Source organism: Nostoc sp. ChiQUE02, from assembly GCF_034531305.2.
Classification (GTDB): domain Bacteria; phylum Cyanobacteriota; class Cyanobacteriia; order Cyanobacteriales; family Nostocaceae; genus Nostoc.
This window is the reverse complement of sequence record NZ_JAVRBN020000042.1, coordinates 22,867-43,015: the sequence shown is the minus strand read 5'-3', so window position 1 is coordinate 43,015 and position 20,149 is coordinate 22,867. Positions and strand designations below refer to the sequence as shown.

At 43.4% G+C, this 20,149-nt stretch carries 15 protein-coding genes and 1 pseudogene; 8 read left to right on the top strand and 8 right to left on the bottom strand.

All coding sequences use genetic code 11. The annotated features are described in order from the left end of the window. Positions 1 to 91 precede the first annotated feature (91 nt). Together RM347_RS28965 and RM347_RS28960 are read left to right on the top strand one after the other, a co-directional pair. Positions 92 to 1,042, top strand: coding sequence for an RpoD/SigA family RNA polymerase sigma factor (locus RM347_RS28965; RefSeq protein ID WP_322720282.1), 951 nt, complete (start codon positions 92 to 94; stop codon positions 1,040 to 1,042). Between the two features lie 445 nt (positions 1,043 to 1,487). Then, positions 1,488 to 2,378 carry an Rpn family recombination-promoting nuclease/putative transposase gene (locus tag RM347_RS28960; RefSeq protein WP_322720283.1) on the top strand — a complete coding sequence of 297 codons (891 nt, stop codon included), beginning with the start codon at positions 1,488 to 1,490 and terminating at the stop codon, positions 2,376 to 2,378. 60 nt (positions 2,379 to 2,438) lie between these two features. Here RM347_RS28960 and RM347_RS28955 read toward each other — a convergent pair whose 3' ends face one another. The 3 genes from RM347_RS28955 to RM347_RS28945 form a co-directional block, all read right to left on the bottom strand. Next, complete coding sequence (locus RM347_RS28955; protein WP_322720284.1) at positions 2,439 to 2,687, bottom strand: hypothetical protein; 249 nt, start codon at positions 2,685 to 2,687, stop codon at positions 2,439 to 2,441. Between the two features lie 11 nt (positions 2,688 to 2,698). Beyond that, complete coding sequence (locus tag RM347_RS28950) at positions 2,699 to 6,970, bottom strand: strawberry notch-like NTP hydrolase domain-containing protein (RefSeq protein ID WP_428850627.1); 4,272 nt, start codon at positions 6,968 to 6,970, stop codon at positions 2,699 to 2,701. 145 nt (positions 6,971 to 7,115) lie between these two features. Then, complete coding sequence (locus RM347_RS28945) at positions 7,116 to 7,607, bottom strand: hypothetical protein (protein ID WP_322720286.1); 492 nt, start codon at positions 7,605 to 7,607, stop codon at positions 7,116 to 7,118. A gap of 359 nt (positions 7,608 to 7,966) precedes the next feature. Between RM347_RS28945 and RM347_RS28940 the strand changes: the two genes are divergently transcribed. Together RM347_RS28940 and RM347_RS28935 are read left to right on the top strand one after the other, a co-directional pair. Further along, positions 7,967 to 8,917, top strand: coding sequence for an RpoD/SigA family RNA polymerase sigma factor (locus RM347_RS28940; protein ID WP_322720287.1), 951 nt, complete (start codon positions 7,967 to 7,969; stop codon positions 8,915 to 8,917). A gap of 275 nt (positions 8,918 to 9,192) precedes the next feature. Further along, entirely contained in the window at positions 9,193 to 9,441 is a 249-nt protein-coding gene (locus RM347_RS28935) for a hypothetical protein (protein WP_322720288.1), read from the top strand. Positions 9,442 to 9,988: 547 nt separating this feature from the next. Here the strand turns inward: RM347_RS28935 and pyrC are convergent. Next, positions 9,989 to 11,017, bottom strand: coding sequence for a dihydroorotase (pyrC, locus tag RM347_RS28930; protein ID WP_322720289.1), 1,029 nt, complete (start codon positions 11,015 to 11,017; stop codon positions 9,989 to 9,991). Positions 11,018 to 11,048: 31 nt separating this feature from the next. On the opposite strand from pyrC, the gene RM347_RS28925 reads away from it, so the two are divergent. The 3 genes from RM347_RS28925 (at position 11,049) to RM347_RS28915 (ending at position 15,832) form a co-directional block, all read left to right on the top strand. Next, a complete protein-coding gene (locus tag RM347_RS28925) occupies positions 11,049 to 11,447 on the top strand; it encodes a tetratricopeptide repeat protein (RefSeq protein ID WP_322720290.1) in 399 nt (132 codons plus the stop codon). Between the two features lie 79 nt (positions 11,448 to 11,526). Continuing rightward, positions 11,527 to 11,955 (top strand): hypothetical protein, encoded by a 429-nt coding sequence (locus RM347_RS28920; protein WP_322720291.1) that lies wholly within the window; start codon positions 11,527 to 11,529, stop codon positions 11,953 to 11,955. A gap of 103 nt (positions 11,956 to 12,058) precedes the next feature. Then, positions 12,059 to 15,832 carry a DEAD/DEAH box helicase gene (locus RM347_RS28915; protein WP_322720292.1) on the top strand — a complete coding sequence of 1,258 codons (3,774 nt, stop codon included), beginning with the start codon at positions 12,059 to 12,061 and terminating at the stop codon, positions 15,830 to 15,832. A gap of 238 nt (positions 15,833 to 16,070) precedes the next feature. Here the strand turns inward: RM347_RS28915 and RM347_RS28910 are convergent, their stop codons facing one another. Both RM347_RS28910 and RM347_RS28905 read right to left on the bottom strand, forming a co-directional pair. After that, positions 16,071 to 16,880 (bottom strand): hypothetical protein, encoded by an 810-nt coding sequence (locus RM347_RS28910; protein WP_322720293.1) that lies wholly within the window; start codon positions 16,878 to 16,880, stop codon positions 16,071 to 16,073. A 492-nt stretch (positions 16,881 to 17,372) separates the two neighbouring features. Further along, positions 17,373 to 18,686 (bottom strand): hypothetical protein, encoded by a 1,314-nt coding sequence (locus tag RM347_RS28905; protein WP_322720294.1) that lies wholly within the window; start codon positions 18,684 to 18,686, stop codon positions 17,373 to 17,375. An 11-nt stretch (positions 18,687 to 18,697) separates the two neighbouring features. On the opposite strand from RM347_RS28905, the pseudogene RM347_RS28900 reads away from it, so the two are divergent. Further along, positions 18,698 to 18,814 (top strand): annotated as a pseudogene (locus RM347_RS28900) (transposase); the annotation flags it as partial. Between the two features lie 69 nt (positions 18,815 to 18,883). Here RM347_RS28900 and RM347_RS28895 read toward each other — a convergent pair. Next, complete coding sequence (locus RM347_RS28895) at positions 18,884 to 19,252, bottom strand: hypothetical protein (RefSeq protein WP_322720295.1); 369 nt, start codon at positions 19,250 to 19,252, stop codon at positions 18,884 to 18,886. Between the two features lie 389 nt (positions 19,253 to 19,641). Next, on the bottom strand, positions 19,642 to 20,136 hold the full coding sequence (locus RM347_RS28890) for a gamma-glutamyl-gamma-aminobutyrate hydrolase family protein (RefSeq protein WP_322720296.1): 495 nt from the start codon (positions 20,134 to 20,136) through the stop codon (positions 19,642 to 19,644). Positions 20,137 to 20,149: the final 13 nt, after the last annotated feature.

Below are 20,149 nucleotides of genomic sequence, written 5' to 3'. Positions count from 1 at the left end.
TGAATTTTGATTATTAAAAATAAAAAAGTTTATCGAATTATTTGATTTATACTTTTAAATCCCCAGGTTAAAAAAAAGCCGAAAAGTTTGTATGTCCAGCCTCAGTTCAGACATGGTTCGCATCTATTTGCAGGAAATTGGTCAGTATCCTTTATTGAAACCAGACGAAGAAATTGCTTATGGTAGACAGGTACAACAAATGATTGCTATTGAGCAATCTAAAAATGAACTAACCCAACAGCTAGACCGGGAACCAACAATGAAAGAATTAGCCAATGCTGTTGAAAAAACTGAAACACAAATCCGAGCAGCGCTACACCTTGGTCAAAAAGCTAAACAGAAAATGGTGACAGCTAACTTGCGACTGGTAGTATCTGTTGCCAAAAAATATCAAAACCGCAATTTGGAATTCTTAGATTTGATCCAAGAAGGAGCAATCGGTTTACAGAGGGGTATAGAAAAGTTTGACCCCAACCTGGGCTATAAGCTCTCGACCTATGCATACTGGTGGATTAGCCAAGCTATAACCAGAGCAATTGCAGAACAATCCCGCACTATTAGATTGCCTGTTCATCTAACCGAAATTCTTAATAAAATTAAGAAGGTGCAGCGAGAAAGCTTTCTAAAACTCGGTCGCCATGCCACTGCTGAAGAAATAGCTGCATCATTAAACATCAGCCCCGATAAGCTTCGAGAATATCTCAGTGCCTCTCGTACAGCCATTTCTTTAAATAAAAAAGTCGGAGATGAGCAAGAAACAGAATTGGGCGAAATTTTAACAGACGTTGGTGTTTCACCAGAAAAACTCCTTACCCAAGAACTTCTATCGCAAGACGTAGCTAAATTATTAGAACCACTGACACCAATTCAACGTCAAGTGTTGACTTTAAGCTTTGGTCTGGAGAACGATCAGCATTTTAATCTCGCTCAAATTGGTAAAGAGCTAAACCTAAGCCGAGAGAGGATTCGTCAAATCCAAGTCAAGGCGATAAGTATTCTCCGTCGTCAGCACAATGACATCCAAGAGTATTTATTTGATTAAGCCATCATGTAAAAATAAGTTGTACAAATTTCAGTAGACCGAAAAGTTTGGTGTTAGCGTTCGCGCAGCGTTCCGCAGGAAAGCTCACCGTACCACTTCGTGGAAGCAAGCTACGCGTAGCGTCTCGCAGAGAAGGGATCGTTCTGTGATAAATACCTGGGAACCTGATTGTTGTCTGAAAAACTGCAATTTGGGGTAAATATAGCGTAGCTGACACTAAGAGAAAGATAGGCGGAAAGCATTAGTTTATAAGCGTTTTAGCTATCACTTTTAGATAAATTATTCAAGTCATGCTTGCTCCTTGTTAGACAAGCCTGTAACGAAAGAATAAGGGCTTTAGTTTTGTCATTGGCATACTACAAACCTCGATTTTAGGTAAATTTGTACTATTTTGCCCCTGGTGTCAGCTACGCTATATCTGCCCCGTGTTGGAGGAGTTGCTAGAATGATTGACCATGACAGGCTTTTCAAAGAATTAATATCTACATTTTTTGTTGAGTTTCTCGATTTATTCCTGCCTCAAGTAGCCAGCCAAATAGACCGCGATTCTATCCAGTTTTTACCCCAAGATGTATTTACTGATGTCACATCTGGCGAAAAGAAAGAAATTGATTTGCTAGCGCAGGTGCGTTATCAGCAACAGGAAACTTATTTTTTAATTCACGTTGAAAATCAGTCTTATACTGAGTCAGAATTTGCCAAGCGGATGTTTAAGTATTTTGCACGCTTGCATGAAAAATATGATTTACCAATTTATCCAGTTGTAATTTTCTCCTTCGATGAACCAAAACGTGCTGAATCTCAAAATTATCGTGTCACGTTTCCCGATTTAAAGGTACTGGAATTTCAGTTTGCAGCAATTCAATTAAATCGCCTAAGCTGGCGGGATTTTCTAACTCAATACAATCCAGTGGCAGCGGCGCTGATGGCGAAGATGAATATTGCAGTGTCAGAACGTCCGCAGGTGAAGGCGGAATGTTTGCGGTTACTGACAACTTTAAAGTTAGATCCAGCACGGATGCAATTAATTTCGGGGTTTGTTGATACTTATTTGCGGCTTGATGATACTGAGAAGCAGGTTTTTCAAACGGTGATTAGTAGAATGGGATTAGATGAACGGGAGGAAGTTATGCAAATTGTAACAAGTTGGCAACAAGAAGGTGTGGAAATCGAAAGAAGAGAAACAATTTCGACGCTTTTAAAAGTACGTTTTGGAAATTTAGATAGTGAGTTAGAGGCAATTATTCCTCAGTTAATGCAGTTATCTAGGGAAGAATATCTTGGCTTACTTTTACAGGCTGACCGTGAAGAATTATTATTGCGGTTTCAAAGGTAATTCTAATTTAATAAAAGCGGGTGTGCCATTTAGTACATTTACAGAATTTGTTTTGCTACTTCAGTTCAACTCAATATTGTGACTGCTAATATAGTGTCCATTATGTGATGGCTCATGTTTCCTGTGAAGTAATCGTTCCCTCTCTAAAATCATAACTTCTAGCTCACTGGCACGTTCTTCTGAAAGCGGAAATATCTCCTCACTCGTCTGTAGATTACCTCGAAAAATCGTCCGCTTACCTTCATTTCGGACAATAAAATCACACTCGTGTTTGAGCGAAAAATAAGCTGATGTATTTATTAGATACATCAGCTTTTGACTTATCCCAAGATTTCAATCACAGCCGCGAGAATAGCTGGCGCTTTGTCTGAAACCGGAATGAACACACGCTTTTGCCAGTTGATGATCTCGGTGAAACATCCAACAGCTAAGAGTCGCTCTGCCAGTGAGATAGCATTAACCAGTTCTATGCGAGGTTCTGTGGCAATATAAGAACGCCGTAAAGTAACGCCACCCGGTAACTGCTGGGAATAGCCTTCGTTTAGCACTAAAGAGACTAACTCCTGTGGGCTTAACAGCTTATCCTTCAGACCGAGTTGTTCAGCCACCGACTTAATATCATTACCATTCACCACCCGACCGAGTATCTTTTGTCCATCGCTGGTTTGCAGTCGGAATACTCGACTATTTTGCTGTGGTAGTATTTTCCAGATGGGTAGGAGAATACCAGTTACCAAATGCAGGTAATCGGTAGTCAACTTGGGCAGTGCGTCTACTTCAATAGACCAAGTAGCAGCAAAGGTGTCAGCCGAAACCTGCCGCCAAGTGGAAGATTCCAAGTCTTGGACTGATATGCGAGTTTCTTTCTGTGGGCGAATCAGCAAAATTCTTGGGACAACTCCACCCTCAGAGTCGAATAGACTATGCGTTGGAATTGTTATCGCCGCACGACCTTTCTCATTCACCATGAATTGCCCTTGGTACTTGGCAGCAAATTCAACCATCTCTTGAGCCGTTCTGATGTTGTTCTTCTGAACTCGCTCAATTTTGAGGTAGTTGGTGACGCTACCAGTGGTGGGATGAGTGTACACAGCTTCTTGGCTTTCGATAGTAAACCTGTCAGCCCTAAGCGTTTCAACACCCATCTCATAGACCCCCGCCGCGATCGCTGCTTCAATCTGCTGACTCAAGAGTAGTTCAAACCTCTCGAAAATGATGTTTTGCATATCGATGCGTAGAGCCAGCAGCCGATTGAGGAATTGCCGCAATGGGGGCAAGTCGATTTTCATCCCGCCTTCATGAGAGGTTAAGCTAAGTCCCGTCATCTGCTCAAAAGTTCCCAAAGGCACTTGGGCAAACCGCCCTTGGAATATCTGCTTGAACAGTTCATACAGTGCATATTCGGCGTAGTTTGACTCAAGGTTATCTTTGTTTGAAAATATTCCGTTACCTCCAGTTTGCCTCTGTCCACGAGTGAGTGCGCCCAAGCTATCCAGCCGTCTAGCAATAGTGCTGATGAATCGACGTTCACCGATGACGTTAGTGGTTACAGGTCTGAACACGGGCGCAGATGCTTGGTTGGTTCTGTGCGATCGCCCTAATCCCTGAATTGCGTTGTCTGCTCTCCAGCCGGCTTCAAGCAGGTAGTGCGATCGCCGTCTCCTATTCACAGCGTTGAGGTCAGCATGATAACTTCTGCCTGTGCCACCAGCGTCACTGAAGATGAGGATTTGTTTGTCTCCCTGCATAAACGCAGCAGTTTCAGCAATATTCGCCCCACTGCCTCTAGAATCCACAAACAAACGTCCAGATTCATCTTTCAGAACTCGTTTACTGCGACCTGTGACTTCAGCCACTTGCTTGTGACCAAAATGCCACAGCAATTGTTCTAATGCGCCGGGGATGGGATCAAGGCTTGCTAACTTATCGACTAACGCATCTCTCAAGGCTACAGCTTCTTGGGAAATAACTGGAGAGCCATCAGCGTCAAAGACTGGCTCGGATCTTTCTTCTCCATCCTCGCCAGAATGAATGGAATGCAGATGAATGGGGAAAGCACTCATCAGGTAATCCATAACGTATTCCCGTGGGGTCAAGTCAAGATTGAGATCCTTCCATTCGGAAGCCGTAACTTCATCAAGTCGTCGTTTCAAAAGTTCTTCATTAGTCGAAACTATTTGAATGACAACAGCAAGACCTTGGACTAAATCCTGCTCAATCGCTTTGATCAGGGTAGGGCATTTCATCCCGGTCAGCAGATGATTGAAGAATCTCTGTTTATGGCTTTCAAACTGCGACTTAGCAGACATCTTTGCAGCACGGTTGTAAGTTTTGGAACCAGAGATATTACAAGCTTCCAGGGCTTTGTCTAAATTATGGTGAATAACTTGAAAAGCATCGGAATAGCTGTTATAGCTCCGTTTCTGCCTCGGCGTTAACTCAATTTCGAGAGTTTGATACTCAACTCCCTCGAATGAAAGGCTCCGCGCCAGATACAGCCCCAAAGCCTTGAGATCCCTGGCTACGATTTCCATCGCAGCGATACCACCGCCCTCAATGGATTCCACAAAATCCTCACGGGAGGTAAACGGAAAATCTCCAGTCTGCCAAAGTCCCAGGCGATTGGCGTATGAGAGATTTGAGACTTTAGTTGCACCAGTTGCAGAAACATAGATAACCCGTGCTGATGGCAGTGCGTTTTGCAACCGCAGCCCAACAATACCTTGCTGGGATGCTGCAACCATGCCCAGTTTGCCCTCTTGCGCCATTGCATTGCCCATACTGTGGCACTCGTCATAAGCGATTGCTTCCTCAAAATCAATGCCAGCCCATTCAACAATTTGCTTGAGCCGACTTTTACCATTCTTTTGAGAACGTAGAGTAGAGTACGTGCAGAACAGAATGCCTTGGATGAAAGGGATGGGGTCGCCAAGCTTGATATTTGAGAGGTCGATAATGTCTTTTGCATCACCTCCTAAAGCACACCAGTCCCTACGTGCGTCCTCAATAAGAGCAGCACTCTTTGATACCCATATTGCTTTTCTTCGTTCCTGACACCAGTTGTCGAGGATGATTCCTGCACATTGTCTTCCTTTCCCCGCACCCGTCCCATCGCCAAGAAACCAGCCACGGCGAAATTTTACAGCATTTTCTTCGCCAGTTGCCGCTACAGTCACATTATCCCAAGAATCATCCACAATATAAGACCCAGACAGGAATTCACAGTGCGCCTGACCTGCGTAAATAACGCTTTCAAGTTGTGCTTCAGATAACAATCCTTGTAAGACAATGTTTCGCGGGAGATGCGGTTTGTAAGTTGGTGGTGGTGGCGAGACAAGCGCTAGAGCTGCACTTTCACAAAGAAGCGAGGGATGAGGTAAAGCGTCCTTGATTCGGATTCGCTGTGGGCGATAGGTTTCGTATAGGGTATCTTTAAAACCCTCACTAGCCGTCCACTCGATAACCTCATATTCCAGCACTATTACGTCGTCTGGAAGAAAGGAAACTGTTTCTGGTTGTGCAACTGTAGTACGTTTTGGCAATTGAACAACTTTTGCCTTCGCAGCAGCTTTGACTTCTTCTGAGCGTTTCCACGAAGATCGCTTAGGTAATTGCTCAATCAACGCTAGCAGTTCGGGTAAGTCCAAAGTTTCGGAAATACAGGGGATTTGCCTGTGATTATCAGCCGGAACCTTGTCAATTACTGTGATTCTAGTGTCGATTTGTGTACCATGTTTTGAGTACACCTTGCCGTTAACCCCGACCGACATTAAAACTCGTGCTTCCGAGTGCCACTTAACAAAAGTCTCTCGCCAAGTAGGATTATTGGGAGAGAACCAGTTGGCTGTGATTGTTACCAATCGTCCACCGTCAGCCAGTCTTTGCAATGCCGAGTTGATGTGGCTCTTTGTTGCGTCGGGGTTGCGACTGTTGATTTTCGGGGATGACGAAAACGGTGGATTCATCAGTACAACTGAGGGCTGAGTTTTACCAGCTAGGTAATCGTTAATCTGCTCCGCGTTTACTGAGAATAGTGGAGTGCCAGGGAATAATCGCCGCAGAATCTTACTTCTATCGGGTGCAAGCTCGTTGAGCATCAGACTTGCGCCTTGTAGTTTTCCAAATTGGGCTATTAAGCCAGTTCCGGCAGATGGCTCCAGCACCAAATCAGTAGCTTGTACAAATCCTGCTTTGGCTACCAGATAAGCAAGCGGCAGAGGGGTGGAGAACTGCTGAAGCTTTACTGACTCTTCACTGCGCCGTGTTTGCGTTGGGCAGAGGGCTACTAACTTCTGCAATTCCAATAATACTGTTAGCGGCGACTCTAATAAAAGTTTATAACCTTTTTGACGCAGATATAATATTTGCGCCACTTCCACAGCTTCGTAAGCATCTTTCCATTGCCATGCACCAGACGCGGCAGTGCCTAGAAAGTAGCGATTCATCTGGGAAGAAACAGTTTTTGTAGAGAGAGGGCGATTATCTGTTAAAACTTTTGCAAGCTCTTGGGCAACATTAATAACTGACTGCCCATAATCGATTACTGTTTGCAAATCGAATAAAGAACCTTGAGTGAAAAGTTGCTGTACCATTGCATCACTCACAATATTATTTTTTCACTCTTGCTATGGCGAAGCCTTTCTCTTATTAATAAATGAGGCAAGTAATTGCCTCATTTGAACTTTTGAACCTTCCGACATTTATTCTTAGGTGATCAGCCGAGGCTTAAAAAGCGAATTAGCCAGCTTTACGCGGTCTAACTGGCTTGCGTTTGCCTGAAGAATTTACATCAGCCTTTTTAGTTTTCGGTGACTTGTTGGCAGAATTGTTAGCTTTATTGGAACGAGTAGTACGTTTTGGTTGTGGTGAAATTTCTTTAATTGGAGGCAGTAATCTCAATGGACTTCTTACAGAAGTCGGGTAAAAGGGCAGGGGTAAAGGGGAAAGGATGGAACTTTCTCTTTCCCTTTCATTACTTGTACGATGAACAATTTCATCCTCTAACATCCAAGGATCTGATAATTTTTCAAAAGTCAGAGTTTGTGGCGTGATTATTTCTGATACTGGTGGGATTGTAGAAGTAGCTATATTTCCATTACTAACCGAAACCAGATTACTAGTGTAAGCAGCCGATACAAATAGTCCGTTAATGAACTGGAACATAACGAGAGTCACAAATGCCCAAAAGATGACTACGATTGCCAAGGTGAGTAGAGGTTGCATATCCATGATTATTCCTCAACTAAGTAATTGTATTTTTCAATTGATTTACGCAAAGCGTTCTTAAGCCTTGTTCAAATGTGAAGCGAATTTGAACATCTTCTCCCTTTAAGAGAGGACTTCACTCTAAAATTAGCGTAGCATTTCTCTAATTTAATTTAGCCAACTTTCTTTGTTTTTTTAAAGCTTGGTTATAAAATAAAGCAAATTTTAGTATTTATCTATTTGAAGATTTCAAGTATTATAGTTATAAACTTTTTTCCCAAAGATAAACATTGGGGTTAAGATTTAATTTGCTAGCTAATCCTTGAAATAAAAATTTCTATTCAAACGAAAAATAAAAGTATTCGTCACAATTAATTGAAAGTATGCCCAGCCAAACTACCGACTTAGTTCGCTCCTACCTCAAAGAAATCGGACGCTACCCTCTGCTAACTCCTGAGCAAGAAATTACAAACGCTAGGCTTGTGCAGCAGATGATGGCGATTGAAGAACAGCGCTCAAGTCTCGCACTTGAACTAAACCGACAACCAATCACAAGAGAATTAGCTACCTCGCTTGGGCAAAGCGAAGCTGAAGTACAGTCAATCATTCAACAAGGTCAAAAAGCTAAACATAAAATGGTGACAGCTAACCTACGATTGGTGGTAGCGATCGCTAAAAAGTACCAAAATCACAATTTAGATTTTCTCGACTTGCTCCAAGAAGGGGCACTGGGATTGCAACGAGGAATCGAAAAGTTTGACCCTAACAAAGGCTACAAACTATCAACCTATACTTATTGGTGGATTACCCAGTCAATAACACGTGCTGTAGCAGATAAGTCTCGCACTATTCGTTTACCAATTCATATCAACGAAAAGTTAAACAAAATCAGGAGAATACAGCAGCAACTATCTCAATCTTTGGGTCGTCCTCCAGTTGTAGCAGAAATTGCCGAATCGTTGAATCTATTGCCCAATCAAATACGGGAATACCTTCACGTTTCCCGGACTCCAGTCTCGCTAGAAATGCGAGTCGGGGATGAGCGCGAAACTGAACTAGCTGATATTTTACCGATGGATGGTATTTCCCTAGATGAGCAAATAACTCAAGAGCTTTTACACCAGGACTTGAGCGAGTTGCTGGCATTGCTTAAGCCAAGGCAACGAGAAGTATTGACTCTACGTTTTGGATTGGAAGATAATCAGCAACTGACTTTGAGTCAAGTTGCAAAACGCCTAAATCTTAGTCGAGAAACAATTCGTAAAACTGAACATCTTGCTTTGAAAATTTTGCGCTCTCATCAAAACAAGATTAAAGACTATCTTCTTAATTAGGACTAACTAAGGGTTATTGGACTCTAGTTTCATTTATATAAGTCGAACTCGCTACTTCAAAGACTAAAAGCAGTTGCCACTGCTGTTAAAGATGCCTCCAATTGCTGCTGTCAGGAGTGCGGTGCGATCGCGTACCCGCACTCCTGACAGCAGCATCGCCTCTGCTTAGTCCCCGGCCAAAAACCATCAGATTGCCCCTGTTTCAATCAAATGGTGTATGAATATATTTCTATCTAGAAACTATCCTTATAAATAGAACACCAAAGAAAGAACCGATGCCCAGCAAAACTATTGAAGTCCGAGAGTACACCGTCAGAGCGCATAAGCGGGAAATTCACACTCGCGTTTTCAACTTCGTATGTAAGCAGTGTGAGCAACCCACACAACGAGAAACCTTTGGAGTTCGACCTCTATATTGCGAGAAATGCCGCCCTCCCCAACCACCCAAGAAATCAGTAGTCCCTCTCAAGAAGAGAAAACCCAGAGCTATGACTTACAAGAGTGATGTCAATTTGGCAAAATAATCTGAGAACACTTTTAGAGCAAACAAGATGCCTTCCAAGTAGTTATTCTAAAAGCATCTTGGATGTGTTTTTAGCAATGAAAACGATTTCATTGCTATTATCGATGTATTGATCCCGTGATGTTGTACATATTTAGCTAGCAGCAGATTTGACGAGCTAGTTGCATCAGGATCAACAAAAAAATGTAGTCATGGTACAAGGGATAGCGGTTTTGGTGAAATTAAAAGTTTATGGATAGTCAATCACAATTACAGCCTCCTCCTGAAACCTTTCTTGCTCCCCTGTTGTCATTACGAGACTACTATGCTCCGATTGTGGAGAAGTACGAAAAGTTATACATACAAGCTTTAGCAAATCTCAATCACGTAGAAGCATTGCTATCTGTCTGGTCTGATAGAGCAGGGGGGCAGAGGGGAATTTCTAAATATCTGAACGCAATGCCTAAAATTTCTTCTTTCTCCCCTGCTCCTTTGCTCCTCTGCACCCCTGCTGCCTCAACGATTTTCCCTTTTCAAGCGTGCCATTCGGCTGATGCACAATGCAAATGTCATACAATTTGCCATGTCATTTCCTGCCCCGCCCCCAAAGGTACAAGCCCAGATTCCATAAATGGAACTTCATCAGGAACGCGCCAAGTCGTTTTGGACAAGGTAATTCGCTCGGTATTACGCGGCAGTTGATAAAAATCTGGGCCATAGAAGCTAGCGAACGCCTCCAGTTTATCCAGGGCTTTCACGCTTTCAAATGCTTCGGCATACAACTCAAGGGCGTGCAGAGCCGAAAAGCATCCCGCGCAACCACAGGAACTTTCTTTGCTGGTGCGGGTATGGGGAGCGCTATCGGTACCTAGAAAAAACTTCGGATTAAGCGATGTTGCCGCTTGCAACAAAGCCTGACGATGCTCCTCCCGTTTCAAAATGGGCAGGCAATAAAAATGGGGGCGAAGGCCGCCTTTGAACAGGGCATTACGGTTAAACAACAAATGTTGTGGCGTAATTGTTGCCGCGATGGTGTTGGCAGACAGGACATACTGCACCGCATCGGAGGTGGTGATATGCTCAAGCACCACCCGCAGGTTGGGAAATCGCTGCTTGAGGGGGATTAAATGTCGCTCGATAAACACCTTCTCGCGATCGAACGTATCAACATCGTTATCGGTCACTTCCCCGTGCAGTAATAACGGCATGTCCACCTGCTGCATCGCTTCAAAGACGCGATCACCCTTCCGAATATCCGTCACACCGGAGTCTGAGTTAGTCGTTGCACCGGCTGGGTAGTACTTGACCGCTTTGATAAACTGGGATTCTTTTGCCCGGAGAATGTCGTCGGGGCTGGTGTTGTCGGTGAGGTAGAGCGTCATCAATGGCTCAAACTGTTGTCCCTCTGGAATGGCGGCGAGGATGCGATCGCGATAGCAAGCCGCATCTGCCACCGAGCGAATAGGGGGCTTCAAGTTCGGCATGATGATCGCGCGGGCAAACTGACGCACCGTGTAGGGCAGAACCGCTTTCAGTGCTGCACCGTCGCGGAGATGCAGATGCCAATCGTCAGGTCGGGTGATGGTAAGCTTTTGCATCCTTTCATTATAAAACGGCAACAAGGGCCTCATGAAAATAGGGGCGATCATCCAGATCTGGTATGGGGCGAGCGCTATCTATGATACTGCACTCAAGTTTGCTCCTAATGACCTCAAAACTCTTAAGCGCAAGGGTTTCGCTCTCGAAAAGCTGTCCGAGCTACAGTTATCTCAACAGCAGTATACAGAGGCTATTAAGGCTTTAAAGCAAGCGATCGCCTATGATAGTGCCTTTTCTCGATACCACAGTGATGCAATTGATATCAGTTATCACGGAATGATTATTGAAAGATTAGCCGAACTATACTTAACCAACAAGCAGTATACAGAAGCATTCGCAACTTATCAACAAGCACTTGCTACTTATGAAACTGCCATTCAACTTGCTCCCGTTGACTTTTGCAATCACGGGATCAAAGCTGGTCATTAGCATCTGTGGCTGATTTGCATTGCAGCTTGTCACAATACACCCAAGCAGTTGGCGCATCTGTCACCAGTTGAGCAAACTTTTGAGGGCAAGCGTCTTCAAACTCCAGCATCAGTCCGCAACTTCAGGCGTAACCCCTTCCATCCTTGAGCTTCTTGCGTTTCGAGACTATGGTAAGATTCAAGACTATGCAGGAGAAACTTGGTTGACGCTCAAACAAGATTTACTGCAAACACTGCAAAATCAGCCAGATTGGGGAATAGGAGAAGCTCAAGTCGATATTTTCCTCCATAAAGGATTAATTGATGATGCAATTAAAACAGTAGAAAGAGATACTTACTATGCTTCAGAATTGGTTCATCGAGTCATGGATGCAGCAGTTTCCCATCGTCCAGATTGGGTAATTGATAACGCTCGCAGACGGGCAGAACCAATTATGGAACAAGGAAAAGCTGACCGTTATGATGTTGCGGTTAATTGGCTAAAAAAAGTCAAAGCTGCGTATCTCTAACTAAGGCAAAAAGCTGAATGGTCTGCTTATCGCTCGAAATTAGAAGCGGCTCATGGACGTAAACGTAAATTAATGGAATTATTTAAAGAACTGAATTAATAGTATGATTAATTTGGCTAATGATACGACAAAACTGCAAACAAAACTCGCTCATATATACTTCGAGTTACATCCTTCCTTACAAAAAATTATTCAGTTATTTTCGGTAATTTATGCACCGATAGACAAAAATTCCCTCGTAAGTTGTCTTAGTAAAACTGGTGCTTTAGATGAAAATAATAAACCTTGGGGTACTAAAACCCTTAGTCCCCAGGAAGATGCGTTGACGCTGCTAGAAGAAGAATGCTCTAACAGTGAGAAACATTGCTCAGATTATCTACATCTGATTTTGACAGAACAACTGTTGTTACAGGGTTGTACCCAAGAAGCACAAGAAAGTCTGGAGCGTGTATCAAATGAATATCAAAATAACGCCGGCGTTTTTTGGGGTTGGTTAAGTTTTCTGCGGGGTGAAAATGAACAAGCCATAAAATATTATACAGATGCCCTGAAAGCGATCAAAAAGGCTACAGGCAAACGGCAAATATATTTCAATACAATTGGGGGCTTATTTTTTATCCTCGCATTGTTAAAAGATGGTTCAGTGCAACGCCTCAAAGAAGCAGAAGAGTATACCAGTTTGATGTCCCGTCAAGGGGATCATTGGCTCAGGTTCACTTATGGCAGACTGAACATGGTACTGCAAGTTCAGCTTGGCGATATTACCCAAAAACAATTTGTAGTCAGTGGTCATATTTCTTCCGTGGAAGAAGAAAATAGCTTACAAACATTGTTTTGTTCGCTATGTCTTTACTGGATGGATGCAGAAAGTGCTAAAAAACGCTTACCTAATTTACTAGAACCATTGTATCGGCGATCGCTCGCCTCCGGTTATCACTGGTTGGCAATGGAAACCGCAGAACTCCTATCCCGGCTCAAACCTAGCAGTAACTATAATAAACTTGCTCCCGCACTGCGAGAAGATAGCAATATCCAAACCATCGTAGACTTAATTCGACCCCAAGAAGCTTGGGAAATGTGCCTTAATGCCCTGGCAAATCTCCAATCAAGACCACAAACATCCCTAAAACCAGAATCGGAACTGCGTTTAGCATGGTTCATAACCTTCTATCCCAGCAGATGTGTCTTACAACCACGAGAACAAAAAGTAAATGCCAAAGGAGAATGGAGTAAAGGTCGCCCCATAGCCCTCAAGCGTCTGAATAGTGCATTATCTGAGTTTGATTACATCACACCCCAAGATATGCGGGTATGTAGTTGTATTGAGGTATATAGTGAAGGCTATTACGGCAAAGTTGATTATACCTTCGGAGAAAAAGCCATCTCTGCTTTAATTGGACACCCGTTGGTTTTTTGGGAAGATACACCTACTATCCGTGTAGAAATTGTCAAGGGAGAACCGGAACTACTGGTTAAAAAAGGGAAACAAGATCGTCTCACCTTGGAATTTTCTCCCAAGTTACCAGAATCACAAAATATTCTGCATATTAAAGAAACCCCAACCCGCATCAAAGTCATTGAAATTACTGCCGAACACAGACGCATTGCGGAGATTATTGGTAAAGATAATAAATTAAATGTACCTGCCTTCGCCGAGAAGCAAGTTTTGGCAGCGATTAATGCCGTGTCTGGCATCGTTACCGTACATTCTGACATTGGTGGCGGACTCGAAGGTGCAGAAGAAGTACCTGCCCAGACTCTACCCCATATTCACCTTTTACCTGCCAATACTGGCTTGAAAATCAGCCTTTTGTCGCGCCCCTTTGCCCAAGGTGGCCCCTACTACCGTCCTGGTACAGGTGGTGAAACAGTAATTGCCGAGATTGACGGGAAACGTCTGCAAACCAGACGGAATCTACCTGAAGAGAAACAGCTTGCTAAAGCTGCCATCAAAGCCTGCCCCACCTTGACGCGAACTGAAGAACAAGATGGTGAATGGGTTATAGCTGACCCAGAGGACTGTTTAGAATTGCTGCTAGAACTGCAAGCACTGGAAAGTAGCGTAGTCATAGAATGGCCACAAGGAGAAAAACTGCGTGTTAGCCACAATGCGGACTTGAAAGACTTTAATTTATCAATTCAACGTCAGCAAGACTGGTTTGCAGCAACTGGGGAGTTGAAATTGAATAACGACCTAGTGCTGGATATGCAGCAACTACTAGAACTATTAGAGAAAACCCCCAGCCGTTTTATCCCCCTTGGTGATGGTCAATTTCTGGCTTTAACTCAAGCTTTTCGCAAACGCCTCGACGAATTACGGATGTTTTCAGAAAAACATAGTAAAGGTATTCGTTTTCATCCCTTGGCAACATTAGGGTTAGAAGATTTTGTCGATGAGGTAGGTAAGGTAAAAGCAGATAAACATTGGAAGGCACATAGAGAGCGACTTAAGGAGGTGCAGAATCTCCAACCAGAATTGCCATCTACACTTCTTGCAGAACTACGTGACTACCAAATAGAGGGTTTTTGTTGGCTGGCGCGGCTGGCACATTGGGGTGTAGGTGCTTGTTTGGCAGACCAAATGGGACTCGGTAAGACCTTGCAGGCATTGGCGGTTATTCTCAGAAACGCTCATGAGGGGCCAACTCTAATTATTGCGCCGACTTCCGTGTGCATGAATTGGGTGAGTGAAGCGCAGAAGTTTTCCCCAACTCTGAATATTATTCAATTTTCTGGTGCTAACCGCCAAAAATTGTTAGATGGTTTACAACCATTGGATATGTTGGTATGCAGCTATGGTTTATTACAGCAGGAAGAAGTAGCGCAAATGCTTTCTGGTGTACAGTGGCAAACGATTGTCCTGGATGAAGCCCAGGCGATTAAAAATATGACCACTAAACGTTCTCAGGCAGCCATGAACCTCAAATCTAACTTTAAGTTGCTGACTACTGGGACTCCGATTGAGAATCACCTGGGTGAGTTGTGGAATTTATTCCGTTTTATTAATCCTGGGTTATTGGGTTCTTTTGAAAGCTTCAATCAACGCTTTGCTACCCCCATTGAAAAATACCAGGATAAACTTGCACGTAATAAACTCAAAAAACTGATTCAACCATTTTTGTTGCGACGGACAAAAAGTCAAGTATTAGAAGAGTTACCATCTCGTACCGAAATTCTGTTGCATGTAGAGTTAAGTCGAGAGGAAAAGGCATTCTATGAAGCGTTGCGCCGTCAAGCCATATCTAAACTTACCGAAACTGATGCAGATGCAGGAAAGAAACATTTGCAAGTTCTGGCTGAGATTATGAAACTGCGTCGCGCTTGCTGTAATCCCAGCCTCGTTATGCCTGATACTGAATTACCCAGTTCTAAGTTGCAACTTTTTGGTGAGGTGCTGGGTGAACTTCTGGAAAATCGCCATAAGGCGTTGGTGTTTAGTCAGTTTGTTGACCATTTGCACATTATTAGAGATTATCTCGAACAGCAAGGTATTAATTATCAATATCTAGATGGCAGCACTTCAGTGGCAGAGCGCAAAAAACGGGTGGATGCTTTCCAAGCTGGTTCAGGAGATGTATTTCTGATTAGTCTCAAGGCAGGAGGGACAGGACTGAATCTGACTGCGGCTGATTATGTGATTCATACAGACCCCTGGTGGAATCCCGCAGTGGAAGACCAAGCCTCAGACCGTGCCCATCGCATTGGGCAACAACGCCCTGTTACGATTTACCGTCTAGTAGCAAAGGATACTATTGAAGAAAAAATTGTGCAATTGCACCACCACAAGCGAGATTTGGCGGATAGCCTGTTGGAAGGTGCTGATATTAGTGGCAAGATATCAACGGAAGCCTTGTTACAGCTGATTAGCGAAGGTTAAGGCATTTACCAAGGCTTTTTTGACAATAATCGCTCATTGAGTAAGTTGCTTTTATCTCCCTTGAGCGATCGCTAGCGGTAAAGTCAGAGTTTCTTTACAGCGCTTCCGGCTATTATGCGATATAGTTTTCTCCTTAGCCCTCTCCTATCATGGCTTTCAGCTTTTAGGATGTACCTCATAGCTACCGGAAGTGCTGTAACGCAAAGGTTGACTCAGTCAGCAGGATCATTTGTTACAGTTAAAGTACTTGTTCGCCACCGGGATAACAGAAGGAAGAACGGGGAGCATAGAAGCCAAAGGTAATTTCAAGCGGTCGTCTTGGTCGTAAAGCATAGACAGGATGGCTTGGTTGAAGGAACTCCAAATCAACAATTTGCCAAGGGGTAACGATCTCTGCAACATAAGGATAAACACCACTAGAGAATGAACCATTGGCTTTTTTAGTGATGTATCGCAATTGACCACTAGCCACATTAGCAATGGTGTTACTGACCCTAGCAGTAGTGCGAATGATGGGAATACCGTTAGATTCAGTTGTAGCTATTAAGGTATTGCCATTAAGGCTCAGAGTTGTACGTCCCGGTGTTGCAGGAACGCCACGCTCTAAAACATATTTGATTACGGTAGAACTGGAGTTAAAGTAGTGAGTCCACCATCTACCGGGATTTACACCGCCAGGGGCATCGAGGTTTTGGAGATCGGCACCAAGATAAGTCAGCGAGTACGCACCAAAGCCGGAAGTCTGCTCATCAGTATCGACTACATATTGGTTCATGAAGACTGCGCCCCTGTAGTTTGGTGTGAAACGATTTGGGACTAAGGACTTCACAGCGGTAGAATCTTCCGGAATCCAGCCGAAATATAGCATTCGACTATTAATAACCATCTGCGGGGCTGCAAGCTTGTTAGGTTCTTCAGCTTGTGCGGAACTATCAGTATTAGAACCAGTAATAAAATTGCTTAGTAGCGGTGTACTCCCTACTGAAGCAGCGCCAGTAATAAAGCCAGCGGTCTTGAGAATTTGGCGGCGAGAGAAATTATAAGACAATTTAAGCTCCTGCAATTCTATTTTTGTTAACTTATTAATCCGACAGAGAGTGTCCGCCTGTTTTGGATAGTGTTCTCTGCTCTTGTGATTTGAATTTAAAGATAAATAGGGGAGAAATAGGGGAGATAATTGCAATTGCAGAAAAAATTTTCAGCACCAAATAATTGGGGGGATCAGGCTGGATCTGACAATACCTCTGGGCATGTAATTGAGTAAACAAGGTGGGTAGCCATAGCCCCACCCTTAGCACTGAATTGGTAGAGAGTTTTGCATCTGTGTCCATACCCCGCGGATGTGACTTGCAGGTTTTCGATTTGAGCAAGTGGGTAAGATACTAGCTTCATCAATGAATAGAATGTCATATGCCTAGTAAATCCTTCGCCATCTTATACCTCCCGGTTCGCCGACAGTTGATCTGAATTTTTGAGCATCACTAGTTAACTGCAAAAAATATACACTGCTGATGAGTGCAGTACTTAACTTAGAAGGACATTAACGATCAGTTTCAGACAACTTCAGATTTTCCATAATCGTCTTTAAATGAGGTTCAAACTGCTCGAGGCTGGCAAGCTGTTTGAATGTGTTACTTTTTGCCGCTGGCTCATAGCCTGTAGTCATAATGTACAAATTCCCATTAAATGCCATATAGCTCACATACTTCTCGCGCACCTGTCCTGAGCGGTCTATACTCTTAAAGCCATACTTTAACCCTGGCAAATCACCAATTTTGACTTCTTCTGGTTGTTGCACCTGAACTTTGTAGGTTGTGCCATAAGTCGAAGTACGTTCTTTTGTAATCGTTTGGTAGTAATCTGCGATTACAGCTTTTAATGCAGTTAGTACCTTAGCTTTATCATTAGGATTGCTATAGGTGAATAGCCCTGGGGCTAACCCAAGTTGTTCAAATTGGGTTTGCAGAATGGGATAGTCAGTATACATCAGGCGTTGAAGTTCGACGCTTCCCACATCAAGTTTGTTGCGGTAGACGCACAGGAAAGGATTCTGATAATGGCAAGGGCTGACATTCCATCCCGCAGGAGAAGAGGTTTTTCCTAGAACCGACAGCCACGGATTACCTAATTCTGTTTGAGTATCGTACAGAGGGGTACCATCATTCGCTATTACTACATAGCGATATTGATGAAACGCAGTTCCTAAATAAGGCTTGAGTTGGGTAACACCATCAGCATTACGAACTGTGACTTCAAAGTAGCCCCCTTCCGGCACCCAACCAATCCACCAGCCTTGGTTGTATTTGTCATAGCCAACTGTTTCCCAAAACTTGAAGCGCGCTCTACGCTCATCTTCGGGATGTATACTCTGGTTAACTTTGCGCCAAGTGAGTTGCCCCCAATTACGTAAAGCATCGCGTAACATCGGCAGTGGCATTGCTACCGGAGGGCGATTGAGATACCAACCATAGCGATCGCGCTCAGTCTTCAAGTAAGTACGAGTACAGCCATCATATTGTGCCGAAACCAGCCGTTCATCAGCTGCGTAAACTTCGTAGGTTGAACCGTTTAATTCTAAAGTATTGAGAACTTGTTGTTTCTCGATTCCCGTTAAACGATCAAAATCTGGAGTCAAGGTGATGCGGCGATTTGTAATCATATCTAAAATCTTTTTTCCAAAGAATTGATTGGGATCATTTTTGAGTTGGTTTGCACGTTGCTGTACTTCAGGGTTCAGTTGTTCTGGCTCCCGACTAAAACCTGGACAGTTTGCCTGGGCTGGATGTGTCCCAATCCCTATATAAGCGGCGAGTAAGACAACTGGAAACAAAGAGTTCAGTATGTGCTTACGCATTTTGAGCTTCAGGATATATTTCACAAAAATTTTTTGAGGAATTATATGAACGAGGGTTAGAGTTAGTTACTAAATCTAAAAAGAACATGAAAAACCGCTTGGTAAAACTCATTGATAAAATTCTCTTAGGCATACGTGTAACTCGATGGATGGGCTTCCTACCTCAGCCCATCCTACGGCGCTTGAGTGCAAATGTCTTATTTCTGTTTGCAGGTTGCAGTAAGTTCTACATTGTAGAAAGTCCCTGGTTTGGGATTAATTGAACGCAACTGCTGGATAAAAACATTAAATGTTGTATTGCTTATGCCGAAGCCAGCTTCAGCACAAGCAGATAAACCTCCTTCGATGGGAATAGATCCGGTCTTGGGACTATATACAATGAATTTATCGACGGTACTAGTGCCGACTGCAAAGCCGATAACCTGGCGAACTGTTCGCAAAGCAGCATTATCTAAGGAACCACCAATACTGCCAATACTGATATTAACCGCACGACTTTCAGCTACAGCTGGTGCACTAATCGACAATACTGCCCCGACAATCATCAAACAGGTGAACTTCAACATTATCCTCTCCTCCAAAAAATTGAAAAACTAATAATTAGGTTTCGACAGCGATGAAGTACATCACAGACGCGAGCCATGTAAGCTTTTCAGACACGCTTGTGTGTGTAAACGGCAAAATCTGTGAATTTATCCCATAATTCTAAAAATCTCTACATCTTTTCGTAAAATGTGCTTAAAAAGCTTAATTTTTCGTTGTCAGTTCTCGATAAGCTTAAGCTTTGTGACACAAATATTGTTAGTGGGATAAGTTCTAATAAGACAGAGAGTGTCCGCCTGTATTAGATGGTGTTCTCTGCTATTGTGATTTGAGTTTAAAGATAAATAGGGGAGAAATAGGGGAGATAATTGCAATTGCAGAAAAAATTTTCAGCACCGATTAATTGGGGGGATCACCCTGGCTCTGACCCGGTTGCGAGGTTAGGGTCATCCCAGAAGTGTATTGTATGTGCAGCCTGAACGAGAGCTAGAAAAACTCTTTGATGATTGGGATCGAGAATTGAAAGCTCAGGATGCCATTGCACACCAATTGCCCAAGGATGGTGTTCATGCTCCACAGCTTCAATGACTCCATCATCCCAAGCATGAGCAACAACCCGCCAACCAGGGGGTACTTTTTCTACCGCTTGATGATGCCAAGAAACTACAGATATGCGAGAATTCTGTAAACAGTCAGCTAAAAGGCTTTCTACATCTATCCTGACGAGATGTTCTGTAGGTAAACGTCGTCCAGGTCCAGGCTCTAGACGATATAATGCAGATGTATCGTAAACATCTGGAATGTGAGGAATTAGAGTACCCCCATAGGCGACGATGAGAATCTGTAAACCCCGGCAAATACCCAATATCGGCAGATGACGTTCAAGAACAAACTTGCCAAACTGCAATTCAAATGATTTT